Source organism: Mycobacterium montefiorense (genome assembly GCF_003112775.1).
GTDB lineage: Bacteria > Actinomycetota > Actinomycetes > Mycobacteriales > Mycobacteriaceae > Mycobacterium > Mycobacterium montefiorense.
The window spans coordinates 430,476-453,803 of sequence record NZ_BFCH01000017.1 but is presented as its reverse complement, the minus strand read 5'-3'; the positions used below and the strand labels follow the sequence as shown (position 1 = coordinate 453,803).

The 23,328-nt window shown below is 66.5% G+C and carries 18 protein-coding genes; 10 read left to right on the top strand and 8 right to left on the bottom strand.

What is annotated here, in order from left to right:
* Positions 1-253: 253 nt before the first annotated feature.
* On the top strand, positions 254-1,195 hold the full coding sequence (locus DB708_RS12070) for a R2-like ligand-binding oxidase (RefSeq protein WP_108922136.1): 942 nt from the start codon (positions 254-256) through the stop codon (positions 1,193-1,195).
* Between the two features lie 10 nt (positions 1,196-1,205).
* Here the strand turns inward: DB708_RS12070 and DB708_RS12065 are convergent, their stop codons facing one another.
* From DB708_RS12065 to DB708_RS12055, 3 genes are all read right to left on the bottom strand, one after another.
* Positions 1,206-2,360, bottom strand: a complete 1,155-nt coding sequence (locus DB708_RS12065) for an NAD-dependent formate dehydrogenase (RefSeq protein ID WP_108922283.1) — start codon at positions 2,358-2,360, stop codon at positions 1,206-1,208.
* A gap of 112 nt (positions 2,361-2,472) precedes the next feature.
* On the bottom strand, positions 2,473-3,381 hold the full coding sequence (locus DB708_RS12060) for a LysR family transcriptional regulator (protein WP_108922135.1): 909 nt from the start codon (positions 3,379-3,381) through the stop codon (positions 2,473-2,475).
* A gap of 5 nt (positions 3,382-3,386) precedes the next feature.
* Complete coding sequence (locus DB708_RS12055; protein ID WP_108922134.1) at positions 3,387-5,033, bottom strand: acetolactate synthase large subunit; 1,647 nt, start codon at positions 5,031-5,033, stop codon at positions 3,387-3,389.
* Between the two features lie 81 nt (positions 5,034-5,114).
* On the opposite strand from DB708_RS12055, the gene DB708_RS12050 reads away from it, so the two are divergent.
* A complete protein-coding gene (locus tag DB708_RS12050) occupies positions 5,115-6,491 on the top strand; it encodes an NADP-dependent succinic semialdehyde dehydrogenase (protein ID WP_108922133.1) in 1,377 nt (458 codons plus the stop codon).
* A gap of 15 nt (positions 6,492-6,506) precedes the next feature.
* Here the strand turns inward: DB708_RS12050 and DB708_RS12045 are convergent, their stop codons facing one another.
* Positions 6,507-7,442 (bottom strand): R2-like ligand-binding oxidase, encoded by a 936-nt coding sequence (locus DB708_RS12045; protein WP_108922132.1) that lies wholly within the window; start codon positions 7,440-7,442, stop codon positions 6,507-6,509.
* Positions 7,439-8,128 carry a TetR/AcrR family transcriptional regulator gene (locus DB708_RS12040; protein WP_108922131.1) on the bottom strand — a complete coding sequence of 230 codons (690 nt, stop codon included), beginning with the start codon at positions 8,126-8,128 and terminating at the stop codon, positions 7,439-7,441. Before DB708_RS12040 ends, DB708_RS12045 begins: the two co-directional genes overlap by 4 nt.
* A gap of 128 nt (positions 8,129-8,256) precedes the next feature.
* Here DB708_RS12040 and DB708_RS28075 point away from each other — a divergent pair, with 128 nt between their 5' ends.
* On the top strand, positions 8,257-10,860 hold the full coding sequence (locus DB708_RS28075; RefSeq protein ID WP_108922130.1) for a helix-turn-helix transcriptional regulator: 2,604 nt from the start codon (positions 8,257-8,259) through the stop codon (positions 10,858-10,860).
* A 128-nt stretch (positions 10,861-10,988) separates the two neighbouring features.
* Positions 10,989-12,203, top strand: a complete 1,215-nt coding sequence (locus DB708_RS28070; RefSeq protein WP_108922129.1) for a PPE family protein — start codon at positions 10,989-10,991, stop codon at positions 12,201-12,203.
* A 25-nt stretch (positions 12,204-12,228) separates the two neighbouring features.
* Here the strand turns inward: DB708_RS28070 and DB708_RS12025 are convergent, their stop codons facing one another.
* A complete protein-coding gene (locus DB708_RS12025) occupies positions 12,229-13,929 on the bottom strand; it encodes an acyl-CoA dehydrogenase (RefSeq protein ID WP_108922128.1) in 1,701 nt (566 codons plus the stop codon).
* A 165-nt stretch (positions 13,930-14,094) separates the two neighbouring features.
* Here DB708_RS12025 and DB708_RS12020 point away from each other — a divergent pair, with 165 nt between their 5' ends.
* Genes DB708_RS12020 through DB708_RS12010 form a run of 3 tightly spaced genes read left to right on the top strand, consistent with a single transcriptional unit; the run spans position 14,095 to position 17,077 of the window.
* Positions 14,095-15,075, top strand: a complete 981-nt coding sequence (locus DB708_RS12020) for a phosphotriesterase family protein (RefSeq protein ID WP_108922127.1) — start codon at positions 14,095-14,097, stop codon at positions 15,073-15,075.
* Positions 15,068-16,549 (top strand): AMP-binding protein, encoded by a 1,482-nt coding sequence (locus DB708_RS12015; RefSeq protein ID WP_108922126.1) that lies wholly within the window; start codon positions 15,068-15,070, stop codon positions 16,547-16,549. The genes DB708_RS12020 and DB708_RS12015 overlap by 8 nt, the downstream gene beginning before the upstream one ends.
* 48 nt (positions 16,550-16,597) lie before the next feature.
* Positions 16,598-17,077, top strand: a complete 480-nt coding sequence (locus DB708_RS12010; RefSeq protein ID WP_108922125.1) for a type III secretion system chaperone family protein — start codon at positions 16,598-16,600, stop codon at positions 17,075-17,077.
* Here the strand turns inward: DB708_RS12010 and DB708_RS12005 are convergent.
* On the bottom strand, positions 17,074-18,243 hold the full coding sequence (locus DB708_RS12005; protein ID WP_108922124.1) for an acyltransferase family protein: 1,170 nt from the start codon (positions 18,241-18,243) through the stop codon (positions 17,074-17,076). The two genes, DB708_RS12010 and DB708_RS12005, sit on opposite strands and share 4 nt — an antisense overlap.
* An 89-nt stretch (positions 18,244-18,332) precedes the next feature.
* On the opposite strand from DB708_RS12005, the gene DB708_RS12000 reads away from it, so the two are divergent.
* A complete protein-coding gene (locus DB708_RS12000; protein ID WP_108922123.1) occupies positions 18,333-19,595 on the top strand; it encodes a DUF3068 domain-containing protein in 1,263 nt (420 codons plus the stop codon).
* 42 nt (positions 19,596-19,637) lie between these two features.
* Complete coding sequence (locus DB708_RS11995; protein WP_108922282.1) at positions 19,638-21,335, top strand: hypothetical protein; 1,698 nt, start codon at positions 19,638-19,640, stop codon at positions 21,333-21,335.
* Here DB708_RS11995 and DB708_RS11990 read toward each other — a convergent pair.
* Positions 21,332-22,486, bottom strand: a complete 1,155-nt coding sequence (locus tag DB708_RS11990; protein ID WP_108922281.1) for a glycosyltransferase family 4 protein — start codon at positions 22,484-22,486, stop codon at positions 21,332-21,334. The two genes, DB708_RS11995 and DB708_RS11990, sit on opposite strands and share 4 nt — an antisense overlap.
* Positions 22,487-22,526: 40 nt before the next feature.
* Here DB708_RS11990 and DB708_RS11985 point away from each other — a divergent pair, with 40 nt between their 5' ends.
* A complete protein-coding gene (locus tag DB708_RS11985) occupies positions 22,527-23,297 on the top strand; it encodes a class I SAM-dependent methyltransferase (RefSeq protein WP_108922280.1) in 771 nt (256 codons plus the stop codon).
* Positions 23,298-23,328: the final 31 nt, after the last annotated feature.

Sequence of the window (23,328 nt, the reverse complement as noted above, 5' to 3'; positions counted from 1 at the left end):
CATACTCGACATGTTCATCGCCAGTCGCAAAGGGAACATCAGCCAAATCGCCTATATTCCCAGGCCCGGGGCTAGGTCCTAGATGTAATAGGACAAGGTCTGGCCCCGCGGCCTTGACACCAGGGACGACGTCGCGCTTGCGTTTTGCGGACCAACTCGTGCGCATTCTGTCCATGCGGTTGGCCACATTCCCGAGTTAACGTCACCATCGAATCATTGCGGTCACGTCCCGCCAATCGAGGAGGTCTTTCAGATGCAAAACACAGGTGCCGGATCGCTGAGTGCAGGCGGACTCAATTGGGATAGCTTGCCGCTGCGGCTATTTGCCGGGGGAAATGCCAAGTTCTGGGATCCTGCCGACATCGACTTTTCCCGTGACCGCGCGGACTGGGAGCAGCTTACCGACGGCGAACGCGACCTGGCGACCCGATTGTGCGCTCAGTTCATCGCGGGGGAAGAGGCGGTGACTGAAGATATTGCGCCGTTCATCGCGGCCATGCGGGCTGAAGGCCGGCTGGGCGACGAGATGTATTTGACGCAGTTCGCTTTCGAAGAAGCCAAGCACACCGCGGTGTTTCGCATGTGGCTCGACGCCGTCGGCATGACCGACGATCTGCACGGCTACCTCGAACCCCTGTCGGCGTACCGGCAGATATTTTACGACGAGCTGCCAAACTGCTTGGGCGCATTGATAACCGATCCCTCACCGGCAGCCCAGGTCCGGGCATCCGTGACCTACAACCACGTGGTCGAGGGCATGATGGCGCTGACTGGTTACCACTCCTGGCACAAAATCTGTAGTGGCCGCAACATTCTGCCCGGCATGCGGGAGTTGGTCGGCCGCATCGGCGACGACGAGCGGCGCCATATGGCGTGGGGCACCTTCACCTGCCGGCGCCACGTCGCCGCCGACGACGCCAATTGGGACGTCTTCGAAACGCGGATGAACGAGCTCATCCCGCTGGTGCTGCAAGCCACCGAGCAAAGCTATTCGATGTATACCGACCCGATCCCGTTCGGCCTGTGCATGGACGAGTCACGACAGTATGCCTCCGACAAGGGGATACGACGGTTCGGCACCATCTCCAGCGCCCGCGGGCGACCGCTCGGCGAGATCGACGTCGACTACTCGCCGGTACAGCTCGAGGACACCTTCGCCGCGGAGGACGAGAGAGCCCTGGCGGCCACGGGATAACCGCTGAGCCTTACTTCTGGTAGGACAGGGCTCCCGTTCCGGCGAGCTTGCCACCCTCGACAATCAGGTACTCCTGGCGGATTGGCTGGTCGGCAAACCAGCTCTCCAGGATCTCCCTGGTGCCGGCGGCGTAACGGGCCTGGGCAGACAGGGTGGTCCCCGAAACATGAGGTGTCATCGCGTTGTTCGGCATGGTCCGCCACGGGTGGTCGACTGGCGGCGGTTGCGGGAACCAGACGTCGCCGGCATAGCCGGCGAGCTGGCCACTGCGCAGCGCGGCCGCTATGGCCTCGGGGACGGTTTCTTCGCCGCGGGCGGTGTTGACGATGTAGGAGCCGCGGCGCATCGTGCCCAGCAGCCGCTCGTTGAACATCTGACGCGTCGCGTCATACAGTGGCGAGTGCACCGACACCACATCGACTGAGCGCACCAGCGACTCGACTCCCGCGTGGTAGGTGACATTGAGGGCCTTCTCGACCTCGGGCGCGAGCCGTCGCGTGTCGGTGTACTGCAGGTTGACGTCGAACGGCGCCAGCCGGCTCAGCACCGCGCGCCCAATCCGGCCGGCGGCGATCACACCGACATCCATGCCCTCCAGGTCGTAGGCACGCTCGACACAGTCGGCGATGTTCCAGCCGCCTTCGGCCGCCCACCGATGCGACGGCACGAAGTTGCGCACCAGCGTCAAGATCTGCATCACCGCGTGCTCGGCGACACTGATGCTGTTGCTGTAGGTCACCTCGGCGACGGTGATGTCGCGTTCTTTCGCCGCGTCCAGATCCACATGGTCCGAGCCGATGCCCGCAGTGAGCGCCAGCTTGAGTCTGGGCGCCTTCGCAATACGCTCCTTGGTCAGGTATGCCGGCCAAAATGGCTGGGAGATAACGATGTCGGCGTCGGGCAGCTCGCGTTCGAACTCCGAGTCCGGCCCTTCCTTGTCCGACGTCACCACCAACTCGTGGCCTGCGTCTTCGAAGAACTTACGCAACCCGAGCGCACCCGAGACACATCCGAGTAGCTCGCCGGGGGTGAAGTCGACGTTCGACGGAGTCGGCACGGTGCTGCCATCGGGGTAACTCCGGATCGTCGGGATGCTGTCGCGGGCATACGAGGGCGGGTACTTGTTGACGGGGTCCGGGTAGAGCACCATCACACACTTGGCCATCGGTTTCTCCTCGCTGAGCACTTCGGTAGTTGATGTGTCCCAGCTTTCGCCGATGTCACCGAAGGTGTCCAAGACGTGGTTCCGACCGGCCGATAGGTCTGGCCTATCAAACTCAAAGCCGGCCGAATACCTCACCGATGGCCGCGTCGCGTGCGATCTCTATCAGCGCGCGGGTCACCACCGAGCCGGGTTCAGCGGCGCTGGTGACAAGCACCATCGGGGCGGTGACCACCGGATCGTGCAGCCGCAGCACACAGGCCCCCGCCGGGACACCAAGGGCGCGGATCCAGGTGTGCGGCACAATGCTCGCCCAACGCCCGGTACCGACATGCGCGAATAGTGTGGCAACGGAATCTGTTTCGAGTTGCGGAGCCACCGCAAGTCCCTGAGTGGCCAGCGCGTCGTCGATCACCCGGCGGCCGCGCATCCCGACGGTGAGCAGACACAGCGGCAGCGCCAGAGCATCCGACCAACTGATGGATTCGGTCTTGCCGGGCAACAGGTCGCCGCCCACGATCAGCAGCTGATGCTCCTGATACAGCGGGGTGACCAACAGTTCGCCGGTGTCGTGACGGTCCGGGTACAGAATCCCCGCGTCCAATTCGAACCGCTGGATTCGTTCGATGATCCCGGCCGAGCGCAGATTGGTCTCCAGCTGTACCCGCACCAGCGGGTGCGCAGTGCAAAACGAATCTGTCAGCAGCGCAACGGTAGTGGCGGCGTTGGGGACCACCCCCAAGCGCAGCTCGCCGACGAGGCCGGTCTGCAATGCCGTGACTTCCAGCTTGAGGGCGTCGCAGTCGGCCAGGATCCGCCGCGCCCAGTGCACCAGCCGTTCGCCCTCGGGCGTCAGACCTTCGAATTTCTGGCCGCGCCGGACCAACGGGACCTTCAGCTCGTGTTCGAGCTTGCGGATTGCTTCCGACAACGCCGGCTGGGATACATGACAGGCATCCGCCGCGTGCGCGAAATGACGCTCCCGGGCCAGCGCTACGAAGTACTCCAGCTGACGAAACAGCATGAAAGCTAAAGTGTTTCGTCCAGCTCACCGAGCCGGTCGGTGAGCCGCAGATTCTCGGAGTAGTCCACCGGGCAACAGATCAGCGAGACCCCGTCGTCGTCGAGCGCGGCCCGCAGCGTCGGCAGCAGCTCCTCGGCATGAGAGATCCGATAACCTTTGGCGCCAAAGCTCTCGGCGTACTTCACGATGTCGGGGTTGCCGAACTTCACGTAGTAGTGATCCCCGAGCTCGAGGTCCATCTTCCATTCGATCAGGCCGTAACCGCCATCGTCCCAGATCAACACGACCAGCGGGATCTCCTCCCGGACGGCGGTCTCGATTTCCTGCGAGTTCATCAGGAACGCGCCGTCGCCCACCACCGCGAGCACCTTCGACTCGGGCCGTGCCAGCTTGACGCCGAGCGCACCCGGCAGCGCGAAACTCATCGTGGACAAGCCATTGGAGACCAGGCAGGTGTTGCGTTCGTAAGTCGGGTAGAGCCGTGCCATCCACATCTTGGTCGCGCCGGTGTCCACCAGCACGACATCGCTGCGCCCCAGCGCGGCCCGGATATCGGCGACGATCCGCTGTGGCGCCAGCGGGTATCGCGAATCCTGTTGCCCCCGAGCGAATTCCTCAGCAAGCAAACCGGCGCCCGGTACTTCGTCGGTAGGGTTGATGCGGTGACCGGCCAGTGCGTCGGTCACCGCATTGAGTGAATCGCTGATGTCGCCGATGATCCCGACGCCGACCGGGTAGTGCATGTCGACCTCGGCCGGGAAACGGTGAATGTGGATGATCTTCTTGTCGGCTTGCGGGTTGATCCGGACGGGGTCGAATTCCTGAAGTTCGTATCCGACCGCGATGACAACATCGGCGTGGTCGAACCCGAAGTTGACGTAGTCGTGTCGCATGAACCCGATGGTCCCGATGCTGTTGGGGTGATCGTCGGGCATGACGCCCTTGCCGTGGAAGGTGTTGGCGACCTGGATGCCGAATTCCTCGGAGAACCGGATCAGTGCCTCGGTGGCGTCGGCGCGGGCGGCGCCGTGCCCGGCCAGCACCACCGGGCGTTTGGCGTTACGCAGGATATCGACCGCGCGGGCCACCTGACCGGCCGCCGGCGCCTCGGCGTGGACCACGTTACGGGGCAACGGGCTCAGGTCGTAGTCGGTCTGGTCGGCATCGATGTGCTCGGGCACGGCCAGATACACCGCGGCCGGGCGCTCTGCCTCGGCGACCTTGAACGCCTTGCGGAACATCTCCGGGATGGCGCGCGCGGTGGGCACGCCGTCGGCCCACCGGGTGATCGGGGCGAACATCGAGACCAGGTCGACGTATTGGTGCGACTCTTTGTACTCGCGATCCTCGCCGACCTGCGCGGAGATCGCGACCAGCGGCGTGCTGTTGGTGGTGGCGTCGGCGACCCCGAGCTGCATGTTGATCGCACCCGGTCCCAAGGTCGCTGAGACGACCGCGGCCCGGCCGGTGACGCGTCCATACATCTCGGCCATGAATGCCGCGGCCTGCTCGTGGCGGGTCAGCACAAAGCGGATCCGCGAGGACGCCAGCGCCTGCACGAACCGGATGTTCTCCTCACCGGGCAGCCCGAAGACCACGGAAACGCCCTCATTTTCCAGGCACTGGACCATCAGCCGTGCGGCTGTACTCATCCGCCACCTCCCTACTGGAACGATAGTGGCAGGCTGTGAGTTGGACGTTTTATCAACCCACCGCGAGCAGAGGAAGTCAGCGTGTCGATCGCGACCATAAACCCGGCCACCGGCGAGACAGTCAAAACCTTCACCCCGGCAACCGACGCGGAAGTCGATGCCGCGATCGCGCGTGCGCATGCACGGTTCCTCGACTACCGGCACAACACCACCTTCGCCCAGCGCGCGCAGTGGGCCAACGCCACCGCCGACCTGCTGGAAAAAGAGGCCGACGAGGTCGCGGCGATGATGACGCTGGAAATGGGCAAAACGTTGCGCTCGGCCAAGGCCGAAGCACTCAAGTGCGCCAAGGGTTTTCGCTACTACGCCGAGAACGCCGAGCGGCTGTTGGCCAACGAGCCGGCGGACGCCAGCAAGGTAGGCGCGAAAAAGGCCTACATCCGGTACCAGCCGCTCGGCGTGGTGCTGGCGGTGATGCCGTGGAACTTCCCGCTCTGGCAGGCGGTGCGGTTCGCCGCGCCAGCGTTGATGGCCGGCAACGTCGGGCTGCTCAAGCACGCCTCAAATGTGCCGCAGTCGGCGCTCTACCTCTCTGACGTCATCGCCCGCGGCGGTTTCCCGGCGGACTGCTTCCAGACGCTGCTCATTTCGTCGGGCGCGGTCGAGGGTATTTTGCGCGACCCACGGGTGGTGGCGGCCACCCTGACCGGCAGCGAGCCGGCCGGCCAGTCCGTCGCGGCGATCTGCGGCGACGAGATCAAGCCCACCGTGCTCGAGCTCGGCGGCAGTGACCCGTTCATCGTGATGCCGTCGGTGGACCTCGACGAGGCCGTCAAGACCGCGGTCACCGGCCGCACCCAGAACAACGGCCAGTCCTGTATCGCCGCCAAGCGGTTCATCGTGCACACCGACATCTACGACGCGTTCGTCGACAAGTTCATCGAGAGCATGCAGGCGCTGAAAGTCGGCGACCCCACCGACCCGGACACCGACGTGGGCCCGCTGGCCACCGAGTCGGGCCGCGACGAGATCGCCAAGCAGGTCGACGACGCCGCCGCGGCCGGCGCCAAAATCCGTTGCGGTGGAAAGACTCCCGACCGGCCGGGATGGTTCTACCCGCCGACGGTGGTCACCGACATCACCAAAGACATGGCGCTCTACACCGAAGAGATCTTCGGTCCGGTCGCGTCGATGTACCGCGCCGAGGGCATCGACGAGGCCATCGAGATCGCCAACGCCACCACCTTCGGGCTGGGGTCCAACGCCTGGACCAACGACGAGGCCGAACAGCAGCGCTTCATCGACGAGATCGAGGCGGGCCAGGTCTTCATCAACGGGATGACGGTGTCCTACCCCGAGTTGGGCTTCGGCGGCGTCAAGCGGTCCGGCTACGGCCGCGAGTTGGCGGGTCTGGGCATCCGGGAGTTCTGCAACGCCAAGACCGTCTGGGTGGGCTAGCCGTTCGCCCTTCGGTCAGACGCTTGCCAGCGCCCGCTCGTCCTCCTCGGCGAAGGTGTCTTCGAGCTGTAGCGGCGAGTAGTCGAGGTCGATCTCGCCGAGCGGGCGCCCGCGCGCGCTGGAGATGGTGCCGAACCGCCGCATGCCCTTGTCCGAGGCGTACTGCATGAACTCGTCGACCGACAGACCAAAGGGCATCGGGTCGTACAGGGCGAAGCCCTCTTCGATCAGGCGCAGCCCGAGCGGCATCAGCTCGTTCATCCGCGCCTCGAAGACACCCCAGTTGGCGTCGTCGGCGGCGACGTGGCGCCGGCAGGTGAAGGTTCCCCACGCCATGTGGCGTCGCTCGTCGTCACCGATGCGCCGCACCAGCTCCTGCATGCCGGGCAGGATGCCGCGCTCCACACAGATCTTGTGCCAACCGAAGTAGCCGGTCAGCGCCAGCATGCCTTCGACCATGTGGTTGTAAGTGACCGACGCCCGCACCTGGGCGGCCGGTGACGGGTCGATTGTCAACGCGCTGAGGCACGCCGGCAGCTCTTCGTAGAAGATCGTGCGGTAGGTCGGGACGTCGTCGAGAAAATAGTGCAGGTCCTCGGTGATGCCGACCGCGTCGAGCCACATCCGGAAGACCTGGACATGCTTGGCTTCCTCGAAGGCGAACTGCGTCAGGTACATCTCGTCGCCGAGCCGGCCTTCGGCGCGCATCGCGGCCATGAACGGCTGGATGTCCTGGGTCACCGATTCCTCGCCGGCGATGAATTCGGCGCACAACCGGGTCGCGTAACTGCGTTCGTCGTCGTTGAGGCGTTCCCAGTCCTCCCGATCGCGGGAGAAGTCGATGTCGGCCGGATTCCAGAACTTCGCATTGCCGCCCGCAAACAGCTTGAGCGGCAAGCTATCCCAATTGAGTCCGCCTTGGGACATTGAGGCAATTCGGTTTCGGTTCATGTGACCTCCTCAGATCGCATTGGGGCTGAGCGAACAGAAGTATTCGATGCCGCGAACGCGGCGGCCAGCACCGCGATGAGCCGGCGCACGGCCAGCGCCGGCTGCTCGGGGCTGGGCTCGTCGAGCCCCAGGACGGGATCCAGGCCGCGCAGGTAGGGAGCCAGGGCCAGGTGCGGAAAGATCAGCAGCAGCAGCGACAGCAGCGCGTCGGTATCGGATTCCGCGCGCAGGTCGCCGCGGATGTGCGCGTCGCGGACGAGCGGGCGCATCACTTCCAGGTAGTGACGGTGAATGACGTTCTGCACGCTGACGCGGGCTTCGGTGTCGACTTCCAGGGTCGCCGCGGCGTGCAACGCGCGCTCGTGCGGGTGGTCCGCAAAATAGGCCACCCACAAGTCCAGCCAGTCGGTGAGGAAGTCGAAGAAGGGCCGGCTCGGGTCGAGCTCGCGGATGCGGTCCTCCATGTAGGCACGCACCCGCTGGCTGGCGATGTCCGCGATGAACGCAAACAGGTCGCGCTTGTCGGCGAAGTACTGGAAGAGGCTGCCCTTGGCCACGCCGGCCCGCCGCGCTATGACGTTCAGGCTGCCGCCGGAGAATCCGTGCGCCCCGAATTCGGCCTCTGCGGCCTCCATGATCGCTTCGCGACGAGCGGGGTCGACCCGCGCCCACGTCACAGTCGGCATGAAGCCTCCTTGCATCAATGACCACTGGTCATCTTACTGTGAGCCACGCCACAGTCAAGGGGTGGCGGTCGCGGGCTCGGCAAGGCAAATCCCGCGTGCAAAGTGAAGCTGCTAGCTAATATTTGCTGGTGCTCGACCACTGGCCCATTGTCGGCAGGAGCAGGGAGATCGACGAGGTTAGCCGCCTGTTCGCCGCCACCGATGGGCCGCGAGGTGTCGCCTTGGCGGGCAGGGCCGGGGTCGGCAAGTCGCGGTTGGCCCGCGAGGCCGTGCAGGCGGCCGCCGATGCGGGGTGGACCGTCCGCAGCACCGCCGCCACCGTTACCAGCCGCCCGATTCCGCTGGGCGCCTTCGCCACCTGGACCGACGACATCGAGGGCGCGCCACACGCGATGGCGCGCCGGGTCGCTGACGCAATGACCGCCGGTACCCAACCGGATCGCCTCGTGGTCTTCGTCGACGATGCCCACCTGCTCGATGACCTGTCAGCCCTGGTGCTCCATCAGCTCGTGCAGTTGCAGGCCGCGACGGTGATCGTCACGATCCGTACGGGCGAGACGGCTCCGGCGGCAGTGACGGCGCTCTGGAAAGACGGGCTGGTGGTCCGGCGCGAGGTCGAGCCGTTGACCCGCGGCCAGATCGACGAACTGTTATTGGCGGTGACGGGATACCCACCAGATCCGCGGTGCGGCGACGAACTGTGGCGTCTCACGCGCGGAAACGTGTTGTTCCTGCGACAGTTGGTCGAACAGGGGCTCCATACGGGAAACTTGTTGAACGACAACGGAATTCTGCGGTGGCAGGGAAACCTCGGACTGGCGGGTTCCCTCGCCGAGCTGGTGGATGCGCAGATCGGCGCCATTCCCGACGATGTGCGCGACGTCGTCGATCTGGTAGCCGTTTCCGAACCCGTCGACTGGCAGTGCTTGCGACTGCTCGCCGAGCAGGACACCATCGAGGATGCCGAGCAGCGCGAACTGATCCGGTTGTCCGGCGACGAGGTGTACGTCGGCCATCCGATGTTCGCCGAGGTGCGCCTGAATCGCTGCGGCTCCGCGCGGTTGCGACGCTTGCGCGGCCAGGTCGCGACCGCGATGAAGGACGGCGGGGGCGCCGCGAAGGTGATGAAGCGGGGTCTGCTCTGGTTGGAGTCGGACCTTCCGCCCGAGCCTGACGTGCTGCTGTCGGCGGCCACCGCGGCGAGTTCGCTTTTGGACTTCGAGACCGCGGAGCGACTCTTTCGCGCCGCCGCCGACACCGGGATCGGGGCGCAGGCCCGGATACCGCTGGCCTACTCGCTGTTCATGCTGGAGAAGGGCGAGCTTGCCCTGGAGGTACTCGACGGCGTGGAGGTCGACGACGCGACGGAATCGGCGTTCATCAACGACGTGGTGATGCGTGCCTCAAATCTTATGTGGGGCATGCGATCACCCGAGCGGTCCTGGCGGCTCATCGACGATGCGCTCAAGGCGTCGCACGGTGCGCGGCGACACCAAGTGCGCGTGTTCCGCGCCAATCAGCTCGCGCTGGCCGCGAAGCCGAATGAGGTCCTCGCGACGATGGCCGAGGTCGCTTACGAGGACCTCGACCCGTACGGGGCGGCGATGGCTTATGGCGCCGAGAGCATGGCCTACGGCGAACTCGGTCAACCCGATCAGGCCGTGGCAAACGCCGTGGAGGCCGACGCTGCACTCACGTCGAGCGAGCAGGGCAAATTCCTTCGTCAGACGGTGGCCGAGTTTCACACCTTCGCGTTGGTGGCGGCGGGACGCATTGCCGAAGCCGTCGACGTGGCCGAACACCACCGCCGCACCCACCGCGGGGAGCCCGCGGACGTACGCGCGGTGGCGGCGGAGATCCTCGGCATGGTGAAGTTGGCCGCCGGTGACCTCGACGCGGCGCTGCGATATCTGCCGGAAGAAGTCGACCCCGAGATGGCGAACAGCTTCCACGTCGTGAACAGCTTCTACCGGTTCCAGCTGCTGCGCGCGCAGGCGCTCGCCCGATCCGGCGACGCTGATGCGGCGGCTGCCGCGCTGAATACCGCTCGCGCACATCGGCATCCGGCCTACGTGTACGTCACGTCCACCGAACTGCTGACCGAAGCCTGGCTGGCGGCGGTGCGCTGGCGGTACACCGAGGCACGCCGGCTGGCCCGCCAGGCGGCGGAGTTCGCGCGCGACCACGATCAACTCGCCCGAGAGGTCTGGTGTCTGCAGACCGCCGTGCAATTCGACGACAGCGACGCGGCCGAGCGACTCGCGGAGCTTGCGATGCGCGTCGAAGGTCCGCGTGTTGCGGTCGCGGCGCGCTACGCGGCGGCGGTGCATGCTGACAACGCCGTCGAACTCGACACTGTGTCAGCCGAATTCGAGGCGATGGGCGACCTTCTCGCGGCCGCCGACGCCGCGGGGCAAGCCGCCACGTCGCACCGGCGCGCGGGCCGCGCAGGGAGCGCGATGACGGCAGCGGAACGCACGCGCCGCCTGGCGAAAGCGTGTAACGGCGCGACCAGCCCGGCCATCCAGGCTGCTTCTTTCGCACTGCCGTTCACCAACCGAGAACGCGAAATCGCGGTATTGGTTGCCCAGGGCCTGTCCAACCGTGAGATCGCCGACGCGGTGTCGCTGTCGGTGCGCACCGTCGAAAGCCACATCTATCGCGCGTGCAGCAAGGCCGGCGTGGCCGGACGCACGGGTCTGGCCGGCGTCGTCGGCGGCGCGGCCGGCTGAAATGCAGTAGTCGTTCGCTGTTGCGGGCGAAAAGTGCAGTAGTCCGTCCCGGAACGTTTCGTTGTCGTTGCGGTAAACGATGGTCGACGACCGCGCAGGCCATATGTCGCGACGAAAGCAAGATCGGAATGGATTTCGGGCTACTGCCTCCAGAAGTCAACTCTGGGTTGATGTATGCCGGGCCGGGGTCGGGGCCGCTGCTGGCTGCCGCGGCGGCCTGGGATGCGGTGGCCGCCGAGCTGGAATCCGGTGCCGCGGGCTACTCCGCGTCGGTGTCTGACCTGACCGGACTGGCCTGGTTGGGGCCGTCGTCGCTGGCCATGTCGGGTGCGGCCGCACCGTATGTGGCGTGGTTGCAGGCCGCGGCGGCCCAGGCCGGCATCACGGCCACGCAGGCGTATGCGGCGGCCGCGGCCTATGAGGCGGCGTTCGCGATGACGGTGCCACCGCCGGTGATCGCGGCCAACCGGGCGCTACTGATGGCGTTAATCGCCACCAACTTTTTCGGCCAGAACACCGCGGCGATCGCGGCCACCGAGGCCGAATACCTGCAGATGTGGGTCCAGGACGCGGCCGCCATGTACGCCTACGCGGCGGATTCGGCCGCCGCGAGCGCCATCGCCCCGTTTGACGAACCACCGCAGACCACCAACGAAGCCGGGGAGGATGCCCAGACGCGCTCGGTGGCCCAAAGCACCGCCAACAACACCGCCACCCGCACCCAATACCTGGTTCAGATGACGCAAAACCTCGCCACTCAGCAGGGCAACCTCGTCGACCCGCCCCTGCCAAACGGCGCCACCGCCAACATCGCACCCGGCGGCGCCACCCTCGAGCCCGGCACTACCGTCACCATCACCCCGGGCTACCCCGTCGCCAACACCTCTGGCGGCACGCTCACCGCGGGCCCAAACGGCATCACCTGGGTAAACCTTGACTTCGGAGCATCGGGCAGCTCCCGAGCCGGCGGGACGTTCGTCTTCATCGACCATTACCTGATCACGGGCGGCTCATTCACCGTCAACAGCCCGTTTTTCGGGTCAGGCGGGTTCACCGTCTCCAGCGGCGCCGTCACCGCCGGCAGCACCGGCGTCGAGGTCACCATCAACGCCAGCACGGGCATGGTCACCGCCATCAACGCGGGCACGGTCATCACCGGCCCCGTCACCGCCACCCCCTACGTCTTCCCCGCCTCCGTCGCCCCCGTCGTCTCCAGCTCGTCGAGCGCATTGGCCGCGGCACCCGCGGCGGCCCCCGCGTCTGGCCTGGCGGGAACCGCGGGAATCCAACCCCAACTCAACCTCGACGCACTCATGGACACGCTAGCCGTCGCTGCCGGGTAACGGAATTAGTTGGGGTACAGCATAATTAGGGGCGCATTTGGTAGGCGCCGTTGATCGGCAGGACGTGTTCCTTCCAGACCTGGTCGTAGCGCGCCTGATCGAACACTGGGCGGCGGATCATCCGCATCGCAAAGCGGGCCTGCGCATCCGTCGTGGCGGACTTGTCGCCCAGCTCGACGGCGTAGCTGTTGAAGTCACGGACCAGCACGCCGAAGATCTCGTCGATCAGCGCCTCGTCCGCCCCGGACAGCGGCGCCTCCTCCAGGATGAGCTGGGCGTAGGGCACCGTCGCGAACAGCTGGCCAACCCCGAAGGCGAAGTCGATGTCCTTCTGCTGCAACGCATCCGGGGTGGCACTGGCCAGCATCTCGGCCAGCACGTCGATCTGCTCACGCAGCAGGGCGACGTTGGGCAGGTGCGCGAAGCCCTCGAATGGCGCACGCCAATCGTGGAAGCGCACCTTGCCCAATCCCCCGGTCGGGCCCTGGTTGAACAGGAACGAGTCGTCGACCGCGTCGTCGCGGCGCCCGATCAGCGGCAGCTCGCTGTTCGGCGCGAACAGGTAGTTGGGCATGAACTTGGCCAGCAACCCGATGTTGATGTGAACGGTGCCTTCCAGCCTGGGCAACAGCCCGATCTCGCGGGCCATGCCCTCGAAGATGGTGTCCTTCTCCACACCCTTGGCGGCGATGACATCCCACAGCGCGGTGATCACCCGCTCGCCCTCGCTGGTGATCTTCGCCTTGGTGAGCGGGCTGTAAAGCAGGTAGCGACGATCGTCGGCCGATGCGCTGCGCATGTAGTCGCTGGCACGGGTGGCGACCAGCCGCATCGCGACCAGTCGCGCGTAGGCGTCGGTGAGCAGCCGCCGCACATGGGTGAAGTCGGTGACGACGGTGCCGTACAGGTAGCGGTTGGAAGCGTGCGTGACCGCCTCGTACATGGCGTGCGTACACATGCCGACCGCACCCCACCCCAGGTTGTACTTACACACGTTGACGGTGTTCAGCGCGGCGTGGAAGGCCTCGGGGCCGCGGTGCAGCAGGTCGGCCTCGGTGACCGGGTAGTCGCGCAACCCGTAGTTGGCGACGTAGTTCTGCGAGTTGACGACGTTCTTGATCAGCTCGTAGCGGTCGTGCTGGGAGTCGGCGACGAAGAACACGTACTCGTCGGTGCCGTCGATCTTGCCGAAGGTCGACACCATCCGCGCGACGTTGGCGTTGCCTATGTAGTACTTCTCGCCGTTGGCGACCCAGCCACCCTCGCGAGGCGTGAGGATCATGTCGGTCTGGTAGACGTCGGCGCCGTGGGTCTGCTCCGACAGCCCGAAGCCGAACACCTCGCCGGAGTCCAGCTGGGCCGCCGCCTTGCGTTTGGCGTCCTCGTTGTCGCTCATCCAAATCGGACCCAGGCCAAGGGCGGTGACCTGGAAGGGGTACCAGTAGTTCAGCCCGTAAAAGCCCACGATCTCGGCGAACTCACTGATCCGGAAGGTGTCCCAACGGCAGTCGTCCGAGGACCCGTACTGCGACGGCGTGAGCAGGGAAGCGAAGATGCGTTCCTGCCCGATGTGGTTCAAGAAGTCGGAGTACCAGACCCGCGCATGGTCGTCAGCCTTGAGCCGGGCCTTGCCCCGGGACTCGAAGAAGTCCACGGTGGCGGCCATGATCTCGCCCGAGCGACGGTCGGGGTAGCGGCGTTGCAGATGGTTAGGATTGAGCAACATGACAAAACTCCCGGTGCGATCAAACGGGTGAGCGAAACGGACGCGGCCGACGGTACGCCACTAACCGGCGATCTGGGACTCATCGGATGGTTGCCAGCGAAAATTCGAATTGTCCCCGCAATTGCCTCTGTTAAATGACCGCCGGGCGGGCCTAGCATCAGCGAGGTGTCCGAACTGAATACTGCGCGTGGATCCATCGATACCGCCGATCTCGGCGTGACGCTCATGCACGAGCACGTGTTCATCATGACTACCGAGATCGCCCAGAACTATCCGGAAGCCTGGGGCGACGAGGAAAAACGGGTCGCCGACGCCGTCGAACGGCTCAACGAGCTCAAGTCTCGTGGCGTGGACACCATCGTCGACCTCACCGTCATAGGACTGGGCCGCTACATCCCACGAATCGCCCGCGTCGCGGCGGCCACCGAGCTGAATATCGTTGTGGCAACTGGGTTTTACACGTATAACGATCTGCCACTGCGGTTCCATTACGAGGGCCCGGGCGGGTTGCTGGGCGGCCCGGAGATCATGACCGACATGTTCGTCCGCGACATCGAGGAGGGCATCGCCGACACCGGAATTAAGGCTGGAATCCTCAAATGCGCGACCGACGAACCCGGCGTCACCCCCGGCGTCGAGCGAGTGCTGCGCGCCGTCGCGCAGGCGCACAAACGGACCGGAGTGCCGATCTCCACGCACACTCACGCCGGGCTGCGCCGCGGGCTGGAACAGCAACGCATCTTCGAAGAGGAGGGCGTCGACCTAAGCCGGGTAATCATCGGACATTCCGGCGACAGCACCGACATCGGATATCTCGAGGAACTCATCGCACCCGGATCCTTTATCGGAATGGACCGGTTCGGCATCGACGCCTACCTGCCGTTCGAGGACCGAGTGAACACGGTTGCGCAGATGTGCGAACGCGGGCACGCCGACAAGATGGTGCTCTCGCACGACGCCAACTGCTATTTCGATGCGCTGCCCGAAGAGCTGGTGCCGCAGATGATGCCGAACTGGAACTACCTGCACATCCACAACGACGTGATCCCTGCGCTGAAAGAGCGCGGCGTCACCGACGAGCAACTGCACACCATGCTGGTGGACAATCCGCGGCGCATCTTCGAGCGACAGGGCGCATATGAGTGAACCGATCCCGCCGATCGGTACGCAGATCTCGGCGCTGGCCGAGCTCGCCCCCGACGAGCCGGCGGTTACCTGCGACGGCTTGACCATCACGCGCGCCGAGCTCGACCTCTCGACGAACCGGTTGGCCCGCGCCTACGCCGAGCGCGGCGTCGGCGTCGGCGACTACGTGACCATGGTGCTGCCCAACTCGGTCGAGTGGATTCAGGCCGCAGTGGCGTGCTGGAAACTGGGCGCGGTGCCACAGCCGCTGTCGGCACGGTTGCCGGCCGCCGAGTTGGCCGGGCTGCTGGACCTGCGCCCGCCCGCCCTGCTGGTGGGCCAGGAACACCCCGACATACCAAGTGTGCCAATCAATTTCACTCCCGATCTGGCGCTGGCGGATGCCGGGCTACCCGAAGCGGTGTCGCCGGTGTGGAAGGCGATGGGGTCCGGCGGCAGCACCGGGCGGCCCAAACTGATCGAGTCCGGCGGCGACAGCCGGATACCGGCCGCCATCGGCTATCCGCTCGGCGCCCAAGAGGGCGACACCACGTTGGTGCCGGTGCCGTTGAGCCACAACACCGGCTTCACCGCGGCGACGATGGCGTTGCTGATGCGCCAGCATCTGGTGCTGATGAGCCGATTCGACCCGCACGAATTCCTGCGACTGATCAGCGACCACCGCGTGACGTTCCTGACGGCGGTGCCGACGATCATGCAGCGGACGCTGCCGGTCTACCAGGCCGACCCGCAGGCCTACGACCTTTCGTCGATCCGGCGGTTCTGGCATCTGGCGGCGCCGTGCCCGCCGGCCATCAAGCAGGCGTGGATCGATCTGCTGGGCCCGGAAAAAATCTGGGAACTGTACGGCGGCACCGAATCACAGGCACTGACCTTCATCTCCGGTGACCAATGGCTGACCCACCGGGGCTCGGTGGGCGTGGTCGTCGCCGGCGAGATGAAGGTGCTTGACGACGACGGCAACGCCTGTCCGCCCGGTGTGGTGGGCGAGATTTACATGCGGCCCAGCCCGGGCAGCGCGCCCACCTATCGCTACGTCGGGGCGACTGCGAAAAGCCGGGACGGGTGGGACTCGCTGGGCGATCTCGGCTACTTCGACTCCGACGGGTTTCTGTATCTGTCGGACCGGCGGGTCGACATGTTCACCGTCGGCGGCCGCAACGTTTACCCCGCGGAGATCGAGAATGCCCTGTCGGCACATCCGGATGTGTTGTCCTGCTTAGTAGTTGGCGTCCCCGATCCCAATGCCGGCGATCTGGGGCAGGTGCCTTACGCGCTGGTGCAAACGGCCGACGACTCCACCCTGGATGCCGCGGGTGTGCAGGAGTTTCTGCGCGCCAACATCGCGGGGCACAAGGTGCCGCACACGGTCGAATTCGTCGACACCCCGCTGCGCGACGACGCCGGCAAGGCCCGGCGATCGGCGGTGCGGGCCGAGATCATGGCGAGACAGCCGGCCGCTGAAGCGGGCTGACCAGAAGGCACCAAGAATCTTCCAAGTCCCCGGCACCACCATGAGGGCATGCAGATCGAGCCATTGAGTACCGAGCTGATCGAACGCTATCTGCGCTCACGCCAGTTGCGGTTTTTCCGCAGCGACGACGGCGGGGAATTCATGATGGTGCTGTCCAATTATGAGCGCGGCAAGCTGCACGTGAATCTGCGGATCAACGGACTGCGGCCCGACATTCTGGAGATCTCGGTCAGCCCGGCCAGGTACTACCACGCCAGCGAGCGCCCGCGCCTGATGGAATTGGTGAACGAGTGGAATCGCGACAACCATTGGCCCAAGGCGTTTGTGCGGGAGACCGCTGCGACCAACTACGTCAATGTGGTGGGTGAGAGTGCTTACCTGCTGACCGACGGCGTCCACCTGGCGGCGCTGGGCAACTTCATCAGGTCCACCGTCGAGTACGGGGCCGATCTGATCGACAAGATCGAGCAGGCCATCTGCCTGCCGTCCGCGGATGCCCTGGAAGAGTGGATGGACCGCACCGGCTAGGGTGCTATCGCGTCCGCCTCGGCATCAACCACCTGAGCGGTTGTCTCGCGTTTCTCCCAGCGGCGCAACGCCTCCCGGCACGGCGACTCGACCAGGGCGTAGCTCACCGCCGCGATCGCGAAACCGAAGATCAGCGTCAGCGCCAACACCGTCGGCATGTTGCCGGTGAACGGGAACGTCCCGATTACCGGGAACACCATGGCCAGGGCGGCCAGGTGCCAGATGAACAGGCCGTAGGACCAGCGGCCCAGGGTGACCATGCCGGTGTTACCCAGCAGCCGGTGACGGGTGCCGACGCGATCCAGCACCAGCGGCGCGACCAATGCGAACGCGACCACCGCGCCCATCGAGGTCTTGACCGCGAACTGCGTCGCGGTGCCCGGAGTCAACCCCTCCGGTCCTGCCAACGGGGAGGCGGCCACCAGAAAGGCCAGCAACGCGATGGCGGCCATCAGCATGCGCCGTCGCGCCAACCGGTGTGGCAGCCCGACCGGGCTGTGCACCCACTCGGCCAGCAACATGCCCGCGGCGAACCAGGAGAAGAAGGCCGGCGGCCAGTTCAACGGATTGCCGGATCCCGCGTGCCCCGAAAACAACGGTAACCAACCCCACGCCCAGCTGAGCACCGCCAGCGCGGCAATGACCGGCACCCGGGCTCTTACCGGAACGCGGCGGGCCAGCAACGCGAGAATCGGCAACGCCAGATAGAAGGTCACCTCCACCGAGAGGCTCCACATCTGGGTCAAGCCGCCGGTCAGGGTGAGCGGCACATAAATCTGGGTGAGCGTCAGGTTTGCCAGCCACACCGTCAGGCTGGCGTGATCCGCGTCGGGCAGCAGGGTGAGGATCACGACGACCGCCACCAGATAGGCCGGCATGATGCGCACCACCCGCGAGCGCAGGTAGTGACCGGTGCGGGGCCGCGATCCCAGCTCCCGCGCCGCCGCTGCGTGACCCCGCCACAGCAGGAACCCCGACAGCGCGAAAAACACCGCTACGGCGAGGTCGAAGCGGCCGAACAGCCGGCCGTCGACACCGCTGGAGTGGCCGGTCTGAAAGGCCACATGTGTAGTGACCACACCCATGGCCGCACAGGCGCGCATACCCTCGACGGCGGGGAGGAAGCTACGGACTCCACCCGCCTGCTGGCTATCGGTCACGATCACAGTCTGCCTGCGAAGTGTTACCTGCCGAATCGGGTACTGCTGTTAGGGTCAAACGGATTTGCCTAGCGCATTAGGGAGGGCACGGCCACGTGAACCGAGCGGTTATGTTGCGGTTCGCCGCGTGCGGAATCATCGGACTCGGGGCCGCCCTGCTGATCGCCGCGCTGCTGCTGTCGACCTATACGACCAGCAGGATTACCAAGATCCCGCTCAACATTGACACCACCCTGGTCGGCGACGGCAGCGGTACGGCGCTCGATTCGTCGTCGCTATCCACCGATCACGTCGTCGTCAACCAGAACGTGCCGCTGGTTTCCCAGCAGCAGATCAGCGTCGAGTCGCCGGCCAACGCCGACGTGGTCACGCTGCAAGTCGGCACCTCCCTTCGGCGCACCGATAAGCAAAAGGACACCGGGCTGCTGCTGGCGATCGTCGACACCGTCACGCTCAACCGCAAGACGGCGATGGCCGTCTCGGACGACACCCACACCGGTGGCGCCGTGCAGAAGCCGCGGACCTTCAACGACGAGAACCCGCCCACCTCGATCCCGGTGCGGCACGACGGCCTGTCCTACCGATTCCCGTTCCATACCGAGAAGAAGACCTATCCGTACTTCGACCCGGTCGCGCAGAAGACCTACGACGTCAACTACGACACCCAAGAGGACGTCAATGGCCTGACGGCGTACCGCTTCACGCAGAACATCGGTTACAGCGCCGACGGCAAGCTGGTGGCGCCGGTGAAGTACCCGTCGCTATACGCCGGCGACGAAGACGGCAAGGTGACGACATCCGCGGCGATGTGGGGCATCCAGGGTGGCGATCCTGCCGAGCAGATCACGATGACTCGTTATTACGCGGCGCAGCGGACGTTCTGGGTGGACCCGGTCTCGGGCACCATCATCAAAGAGACCGAGCACGCTAACCACTTCTTTGCCCGCGATCCGGTGAAGCCGGAGCTGACGCTGGCCGATTACAAGGTCACCTCCAACGAGGACACCGTGGAATCTCAGGTGAACGCGGCCCGCGACGAGCGTGACCGCCTCGCCTTGTGGTCGCGGGTACTGCCGATCACGTTCACCGCGGTCGGCCTGATCGCGCTGATCGGCGGCGGGCTGCTGGCATCGTTTAGCCTGCGGACCGAGAGCGCGCTGACCGACCCCGGCCTGGACCGTGGTGACGAGGAGTTCTTCGGTCGCAGCGGGCTCGAGGAACGGGTGCCCGGCGCCGAGGCCGAGACCGAGAAGCTGCCCACCCAGCGCTCCGAATCGCACGACGATCCGCCCGACGGCGATCCGCCCGAACCGGGGTCGCCCGAACCGAATCCTCCCGGCCCGCCCGACCGGGACTAGCCCGCGGTCGCGCCGACGGTGACCGCGCCGTACCGCCGGGCGGTGCTTTGGTCGCTCCCCGGATATGCGTTGGTCCTGGCGCTGCTCGTTGTTGCGCCGCTGCTGCGGCCGGGATACCTGCTACTGCGCGACGCGGTGTCCACGCCGCGCTCGTACCTGTCGGACACCGCGCTGGGGTTGACGGCTCCGCCGCGGGCGACGCCCCAGGATTTCGCGGTGGCGCTGGCCTCGCACCTGATCGACGGCGGTGTCGTCGTGAAGGTGTTGCTCGTCGCGGGGCTATGGCTGGCGGGCTGGGGTGCGGCGCGACTCGTCGCGACCGCTCTGCCGTGCGCCGGCATGTCCGGCCAATTTGTCGCGGTCACGCTGGCGATCTGGAATCCCTATGTCGCCGAACGACTCCTGCAGGGGCATTGGAGCCTGCTGGTCGGCTACGGTTGCCTGCCCTGGGTGGCGACGTCGATGTGCAGGCTGCGCTCGGCGCAAGCCTCCGGCTTTTTCGCGTTGGCGTTCTGGATCGCGCTGGCCGGACTGACCCCGACCGGGCTGCTGCTCGCCGCGACGGTGAGCCTGGTGTGCGTGGCAGCACCGGGTGCGGGCCGGACGCGGTGGCTGTGCGCTGCGGCGACGCTGGGTGCCGCGCTGGTGGCGGCGCTGCCGTGGCTGACGGCCGCGGCGATGGGCCCGTCGTTGGCCACCCCCAAAGCGGCGAGCGCCCTGGGCGTTCTCGCGTTCGCGCCGCGCGCTGAGCCCGGTCTGGGCACGTTGGTCAGCCTGGCTAGCCTCGGCGGGATCTGGAATGGCGAGGCCGTACCCAGTTCCCGGGCAACGCTTTTCGCGGTGATCTCGGCGCTGGTGTTGCTTTGTGTGGTGGTGGCCGGTTTACCGACGGTGATACGTCGCCCGGCGGTGGCGCCGCTGCTGGTGTTGGCGGCGGTGTCGGTGATGGTGCCGGCCGCGCTGGCCACCGGCCCCGGACTGCACGTGCTGAGCGTGGTGGTTGACGCCGCACCCGGCCTGGGTGTGCTGCGCGACGGGCAGAAGTGGGTCGCGCTGGCGATGCCCGGATACGCACTCGCGGGAGCCGGGGCGGTGGTGACAGTGCGGCGGTGGGTGCCCGCTGGGGCAGACTTCGCCACGGCGCTGGCCGGCTGTCTCGCGCTGATTGCGGTGTTGCCCGACTTGGCGTGGGGCGCCGGCGGCAAGGTCGCGCCGGCCCACTACCCGCCGGGGTGGGCTGCCGTGGCGGCGACGATCAACGGTGCGCCCGCGCCGGTCGCGGTGTTGCCCGCGGGCTCGATGCGGCGCTTCGTGTGGTCGGGTCCGGCGCCGGTGCTGGATCCGCTGCCGCGCTGGCTGTGCGCCGACGTGCTGAGCACCGGCGACTTGGCGATCTCCGGGCTGGTCGTGCCCGGGGAAGGCGACCGCGCCCGGTCGATCCAGCAGTTGCTGCTGTCCGGGCTTGCTCCGTCGGCGTTGGCCCCGGCCGGCGTCGGGTGGTTGGTCGTCGAATCCGACAGCGCCGGCGACATGGGTTCGGCCGCGCGCACCCTGGGCGCGCTGACACCGGTGTTCCGCGACGAGGAACTGACGCTGTACCGGATCGGCGGCAACACCCCCGCAGCGTCGTCGGCTGATCGCCTAACCACGGTGATCGCACACCTGGCCTGGCTGGGGTTGCTGGTCGTGGGCGGCGGCGGTGCACTGGTCGCCGGTGTCCGGCGGCGCGGCCGCGGTTAGACGACGCCGCTGACGAACTCGCCGGCTTGCACCGCTTCCAGCACGGCGCGCATCGCGTCAGCGCTTTGCGCCCAGGAGAACTCGCCGCTGCGCGTCTGCGCCTTGGCACCGAGTTGGTCGCGCAGCACCGGATCGCACAGCAGTTGTTCGAGGCGGTCCACCAGCTCGGCGCGGTTGTCCACCAACATCCCGGTCACCCCGTCGACGATCGAGTCGGACAGCCCACCCGAGGATCGGTAGCCGATGGTGGGCACCCGGTGCTGTGCGGCCTCGACGACCGCGAGGCCCCAGCCTTCTTTGCGCGAAGGCAGCACGTGCACCCAAGCACTTTGCAACACATGGTGTTTGGTCACATCGTCGACATGGCCGTGGAAAGTGACCGCGTCGCTGATGCCGAGCCGCCGGACGTGGTCGACCAGGCGTTGACGCCACCAGCCGTCGCCGAGGATGTCCAGATGCAGCTCAGGTAGCCGCGGCCGCAGGTCGGCGACTGTTTCCAGCGCGTCCTCGATCTGCTTGTGCGGCACCAGCCGCGAGAGCACCACCACCCGCGGCACGGCCGAACGCGGGCCGGACAGCGACTGGGCCGGCGCCTCGTCCAGGCCGTTGCGCACCACCGCGATCCGCTCGTTGTCCGCGCCCAGGGCAACCAGGTCGCGCGCCGACGGCAGCGACACCGTCAGGTACTGATTGCGCCGGTGCAACCGCGGCGACAACCACGACTCGACAAACCAGCCCAGCCGTCCCAACCACGGCCCGGCGACCGGCCACTGCTCGCGATGGCAGTGGTGTACCAGCACCACCACCCGGCGGCCGTACAACAGCCGGGAGCAAAACGGCAGACCGTTTTGGGCGTCGACCACGACGTCGGGCCGCACGTCCCGCAGCGGGCCGAGCCCCAGCCGGCCGGCAGCCATCGCCAGCAAGGCCCACACATAAACCGAGTAGCGCCCGCCCGAGCGGCTGATCCGAACGCCGTCGACGACGTCGTGGCGTGGCGCACCCGGATAGCGGGCGGTGCGCAGGGTGACCGTGACGCCGGATGCGGCCAGTTGCGCGCCGATGCGCTGCAAATAGGCTTCGCTGCCGCCGCCTTGCGGGTGTCCGGTGTCGCGCCAGCACAACAGCAGTACCGAGCGCAGACCAGACATCATGGTCAGCGTAGCCGTTGCCCGACGTAGGGTGTGGCCGGTGGCGGTGACTGACGTCTTTGCGCGACGGGCCAAGCTGTCGCGCTCGGTGCGGCTGCTGACCGAGTTCCGCTATGAACAGCCGGACCCGGCCCGCTTCTACGGAGCGCTGGCGGCCGATACCGCGGCGATGGTCGGCGACCTCTGGCTGGCCGCCCGCGGCGCACCGCCAACCGGCCGCACCCTCCTCGACGTCGGCGGCGGGCCGGGCTATTTCGCCGAGGCCTTCGCCCAGGCCGGTGTTCGCTACCTGGGCGTCGAACCCGACCCGAGCGAAATGCACGCCGCCGGTCCCGCGGTGGCGGGTGCGACGGATGCGTTCGTCCGGGCGTCAGGCATGGCGTTGCCGTTTGCCGACGACTCGGTCGACATTTGCCTGTCGTCCAACGTCGCCGAACACGTGCCCCGGCCGTGGCAGCTCGGCGCCGAGCTGCTGCGGGTGACCAAGCCCGGCGGGCTGGTCGTGCTGTCCTACACCGTTTGGCTGGGCCCCTTCGGCGGCCACGAGATGGGTCTGACCCACTATCTGGGCGGCGAGCGGGCGGCCGCACGGTATGCGCGCAAACACGGACATCGGGCAAAGAATAACTACGGGTCGTCGTTGTTCGCGGTGTCCGCCGCCGAGGGGCTGAACTGGGCCGCCGACACCGGGGCGCTGCTGGCCGCATTCCCCCGCTACCACCCGCGATGGGCCTGGTGGCTGACGTCGGTGCCGGTGCTGCGCGAGTTCTTGGTGAGCAATCTGGTGCTGGTCTTACAGCCGCAAGAATGAAACATGTTCTCGTTTTGCCCCGGCTTATGTA

Coding starts and splice junctions, on each gene's coding strand:
- DB708_RS12015 (WP_108922126.1), top strand. CDS start 15,068: ATGAGTGAACCGATCCCGCCGATCGGTACGCAGATCTCGGCGCTGGCC.
- DB708_RS28070 (WP_108922129.1), top strand. CDS start 10,989: ATGGATTTCGGGCTACTGCCTCCAGAAGTCAACTCTGGGTTGATGTAT.
- DB708_RS12060 (WP_108922135.1), bottom strand. CDS start 3,381: ATGCTGTTTCGTCAGCTGGAGTACTTCGTAGCGCTGGCCCGGGAGCGT.
- DB708_RS11990 (WP_108922281.1), bottom strand. CDS start 22,486: ATGTCTGGTCTGCGCTCGGTACTGCTGTTGTGCTGGCGCGACACCGGA.
- DB708_RS12070 (WP_108922136.1), top strand. CDS start 254: ATGCAAAACACAGGTGCCGGATCGCTGAGTGCAGGCGGACTCAATTGG.
- DB708_RS12040 (WP_108922131.1), bottom strand. CDS start 8,128: ATGCCGACTGTGACGTGGGCGCGGGTCGACCCCGCTCGTCGCGAAGCG.
- DB708_RS12055 (WP_108922134.1), bottom strand. CDS start 5,033: ATGAGTACAGCCGCACGGCTGATGGTCCAGTGCCTGGAAAATGAGGGC.
- DB708_RS12010 (WP_108922125.1), top strand. CDS start 16,598: ATGCAGATCGAGCCATTGAGTACCGAGCTGATCGAACGCTATCTGCGC.
- DB708_RS12065 (WP_108922283.1), bottom strand. CDS start 2,360: ATGGCCAAGTGTGTGATGGTGCTCTACCCGGACCCCGTCAACAAGTAC.
- DB708_RS12025 (WP_108922128.1), bottom strand. CDS start 13,929: ATGTTGCTCAATCCTAACCATCTGCAACGCCGCTACCCCGACCGTCGC.
- DB708_RS12045 (WP_108922132.1), bottom strand. CDS start 7,442: ATGAACCGAAACCGAATTGCCTCAATGTCCCAAGGCGGACTCAATTGG.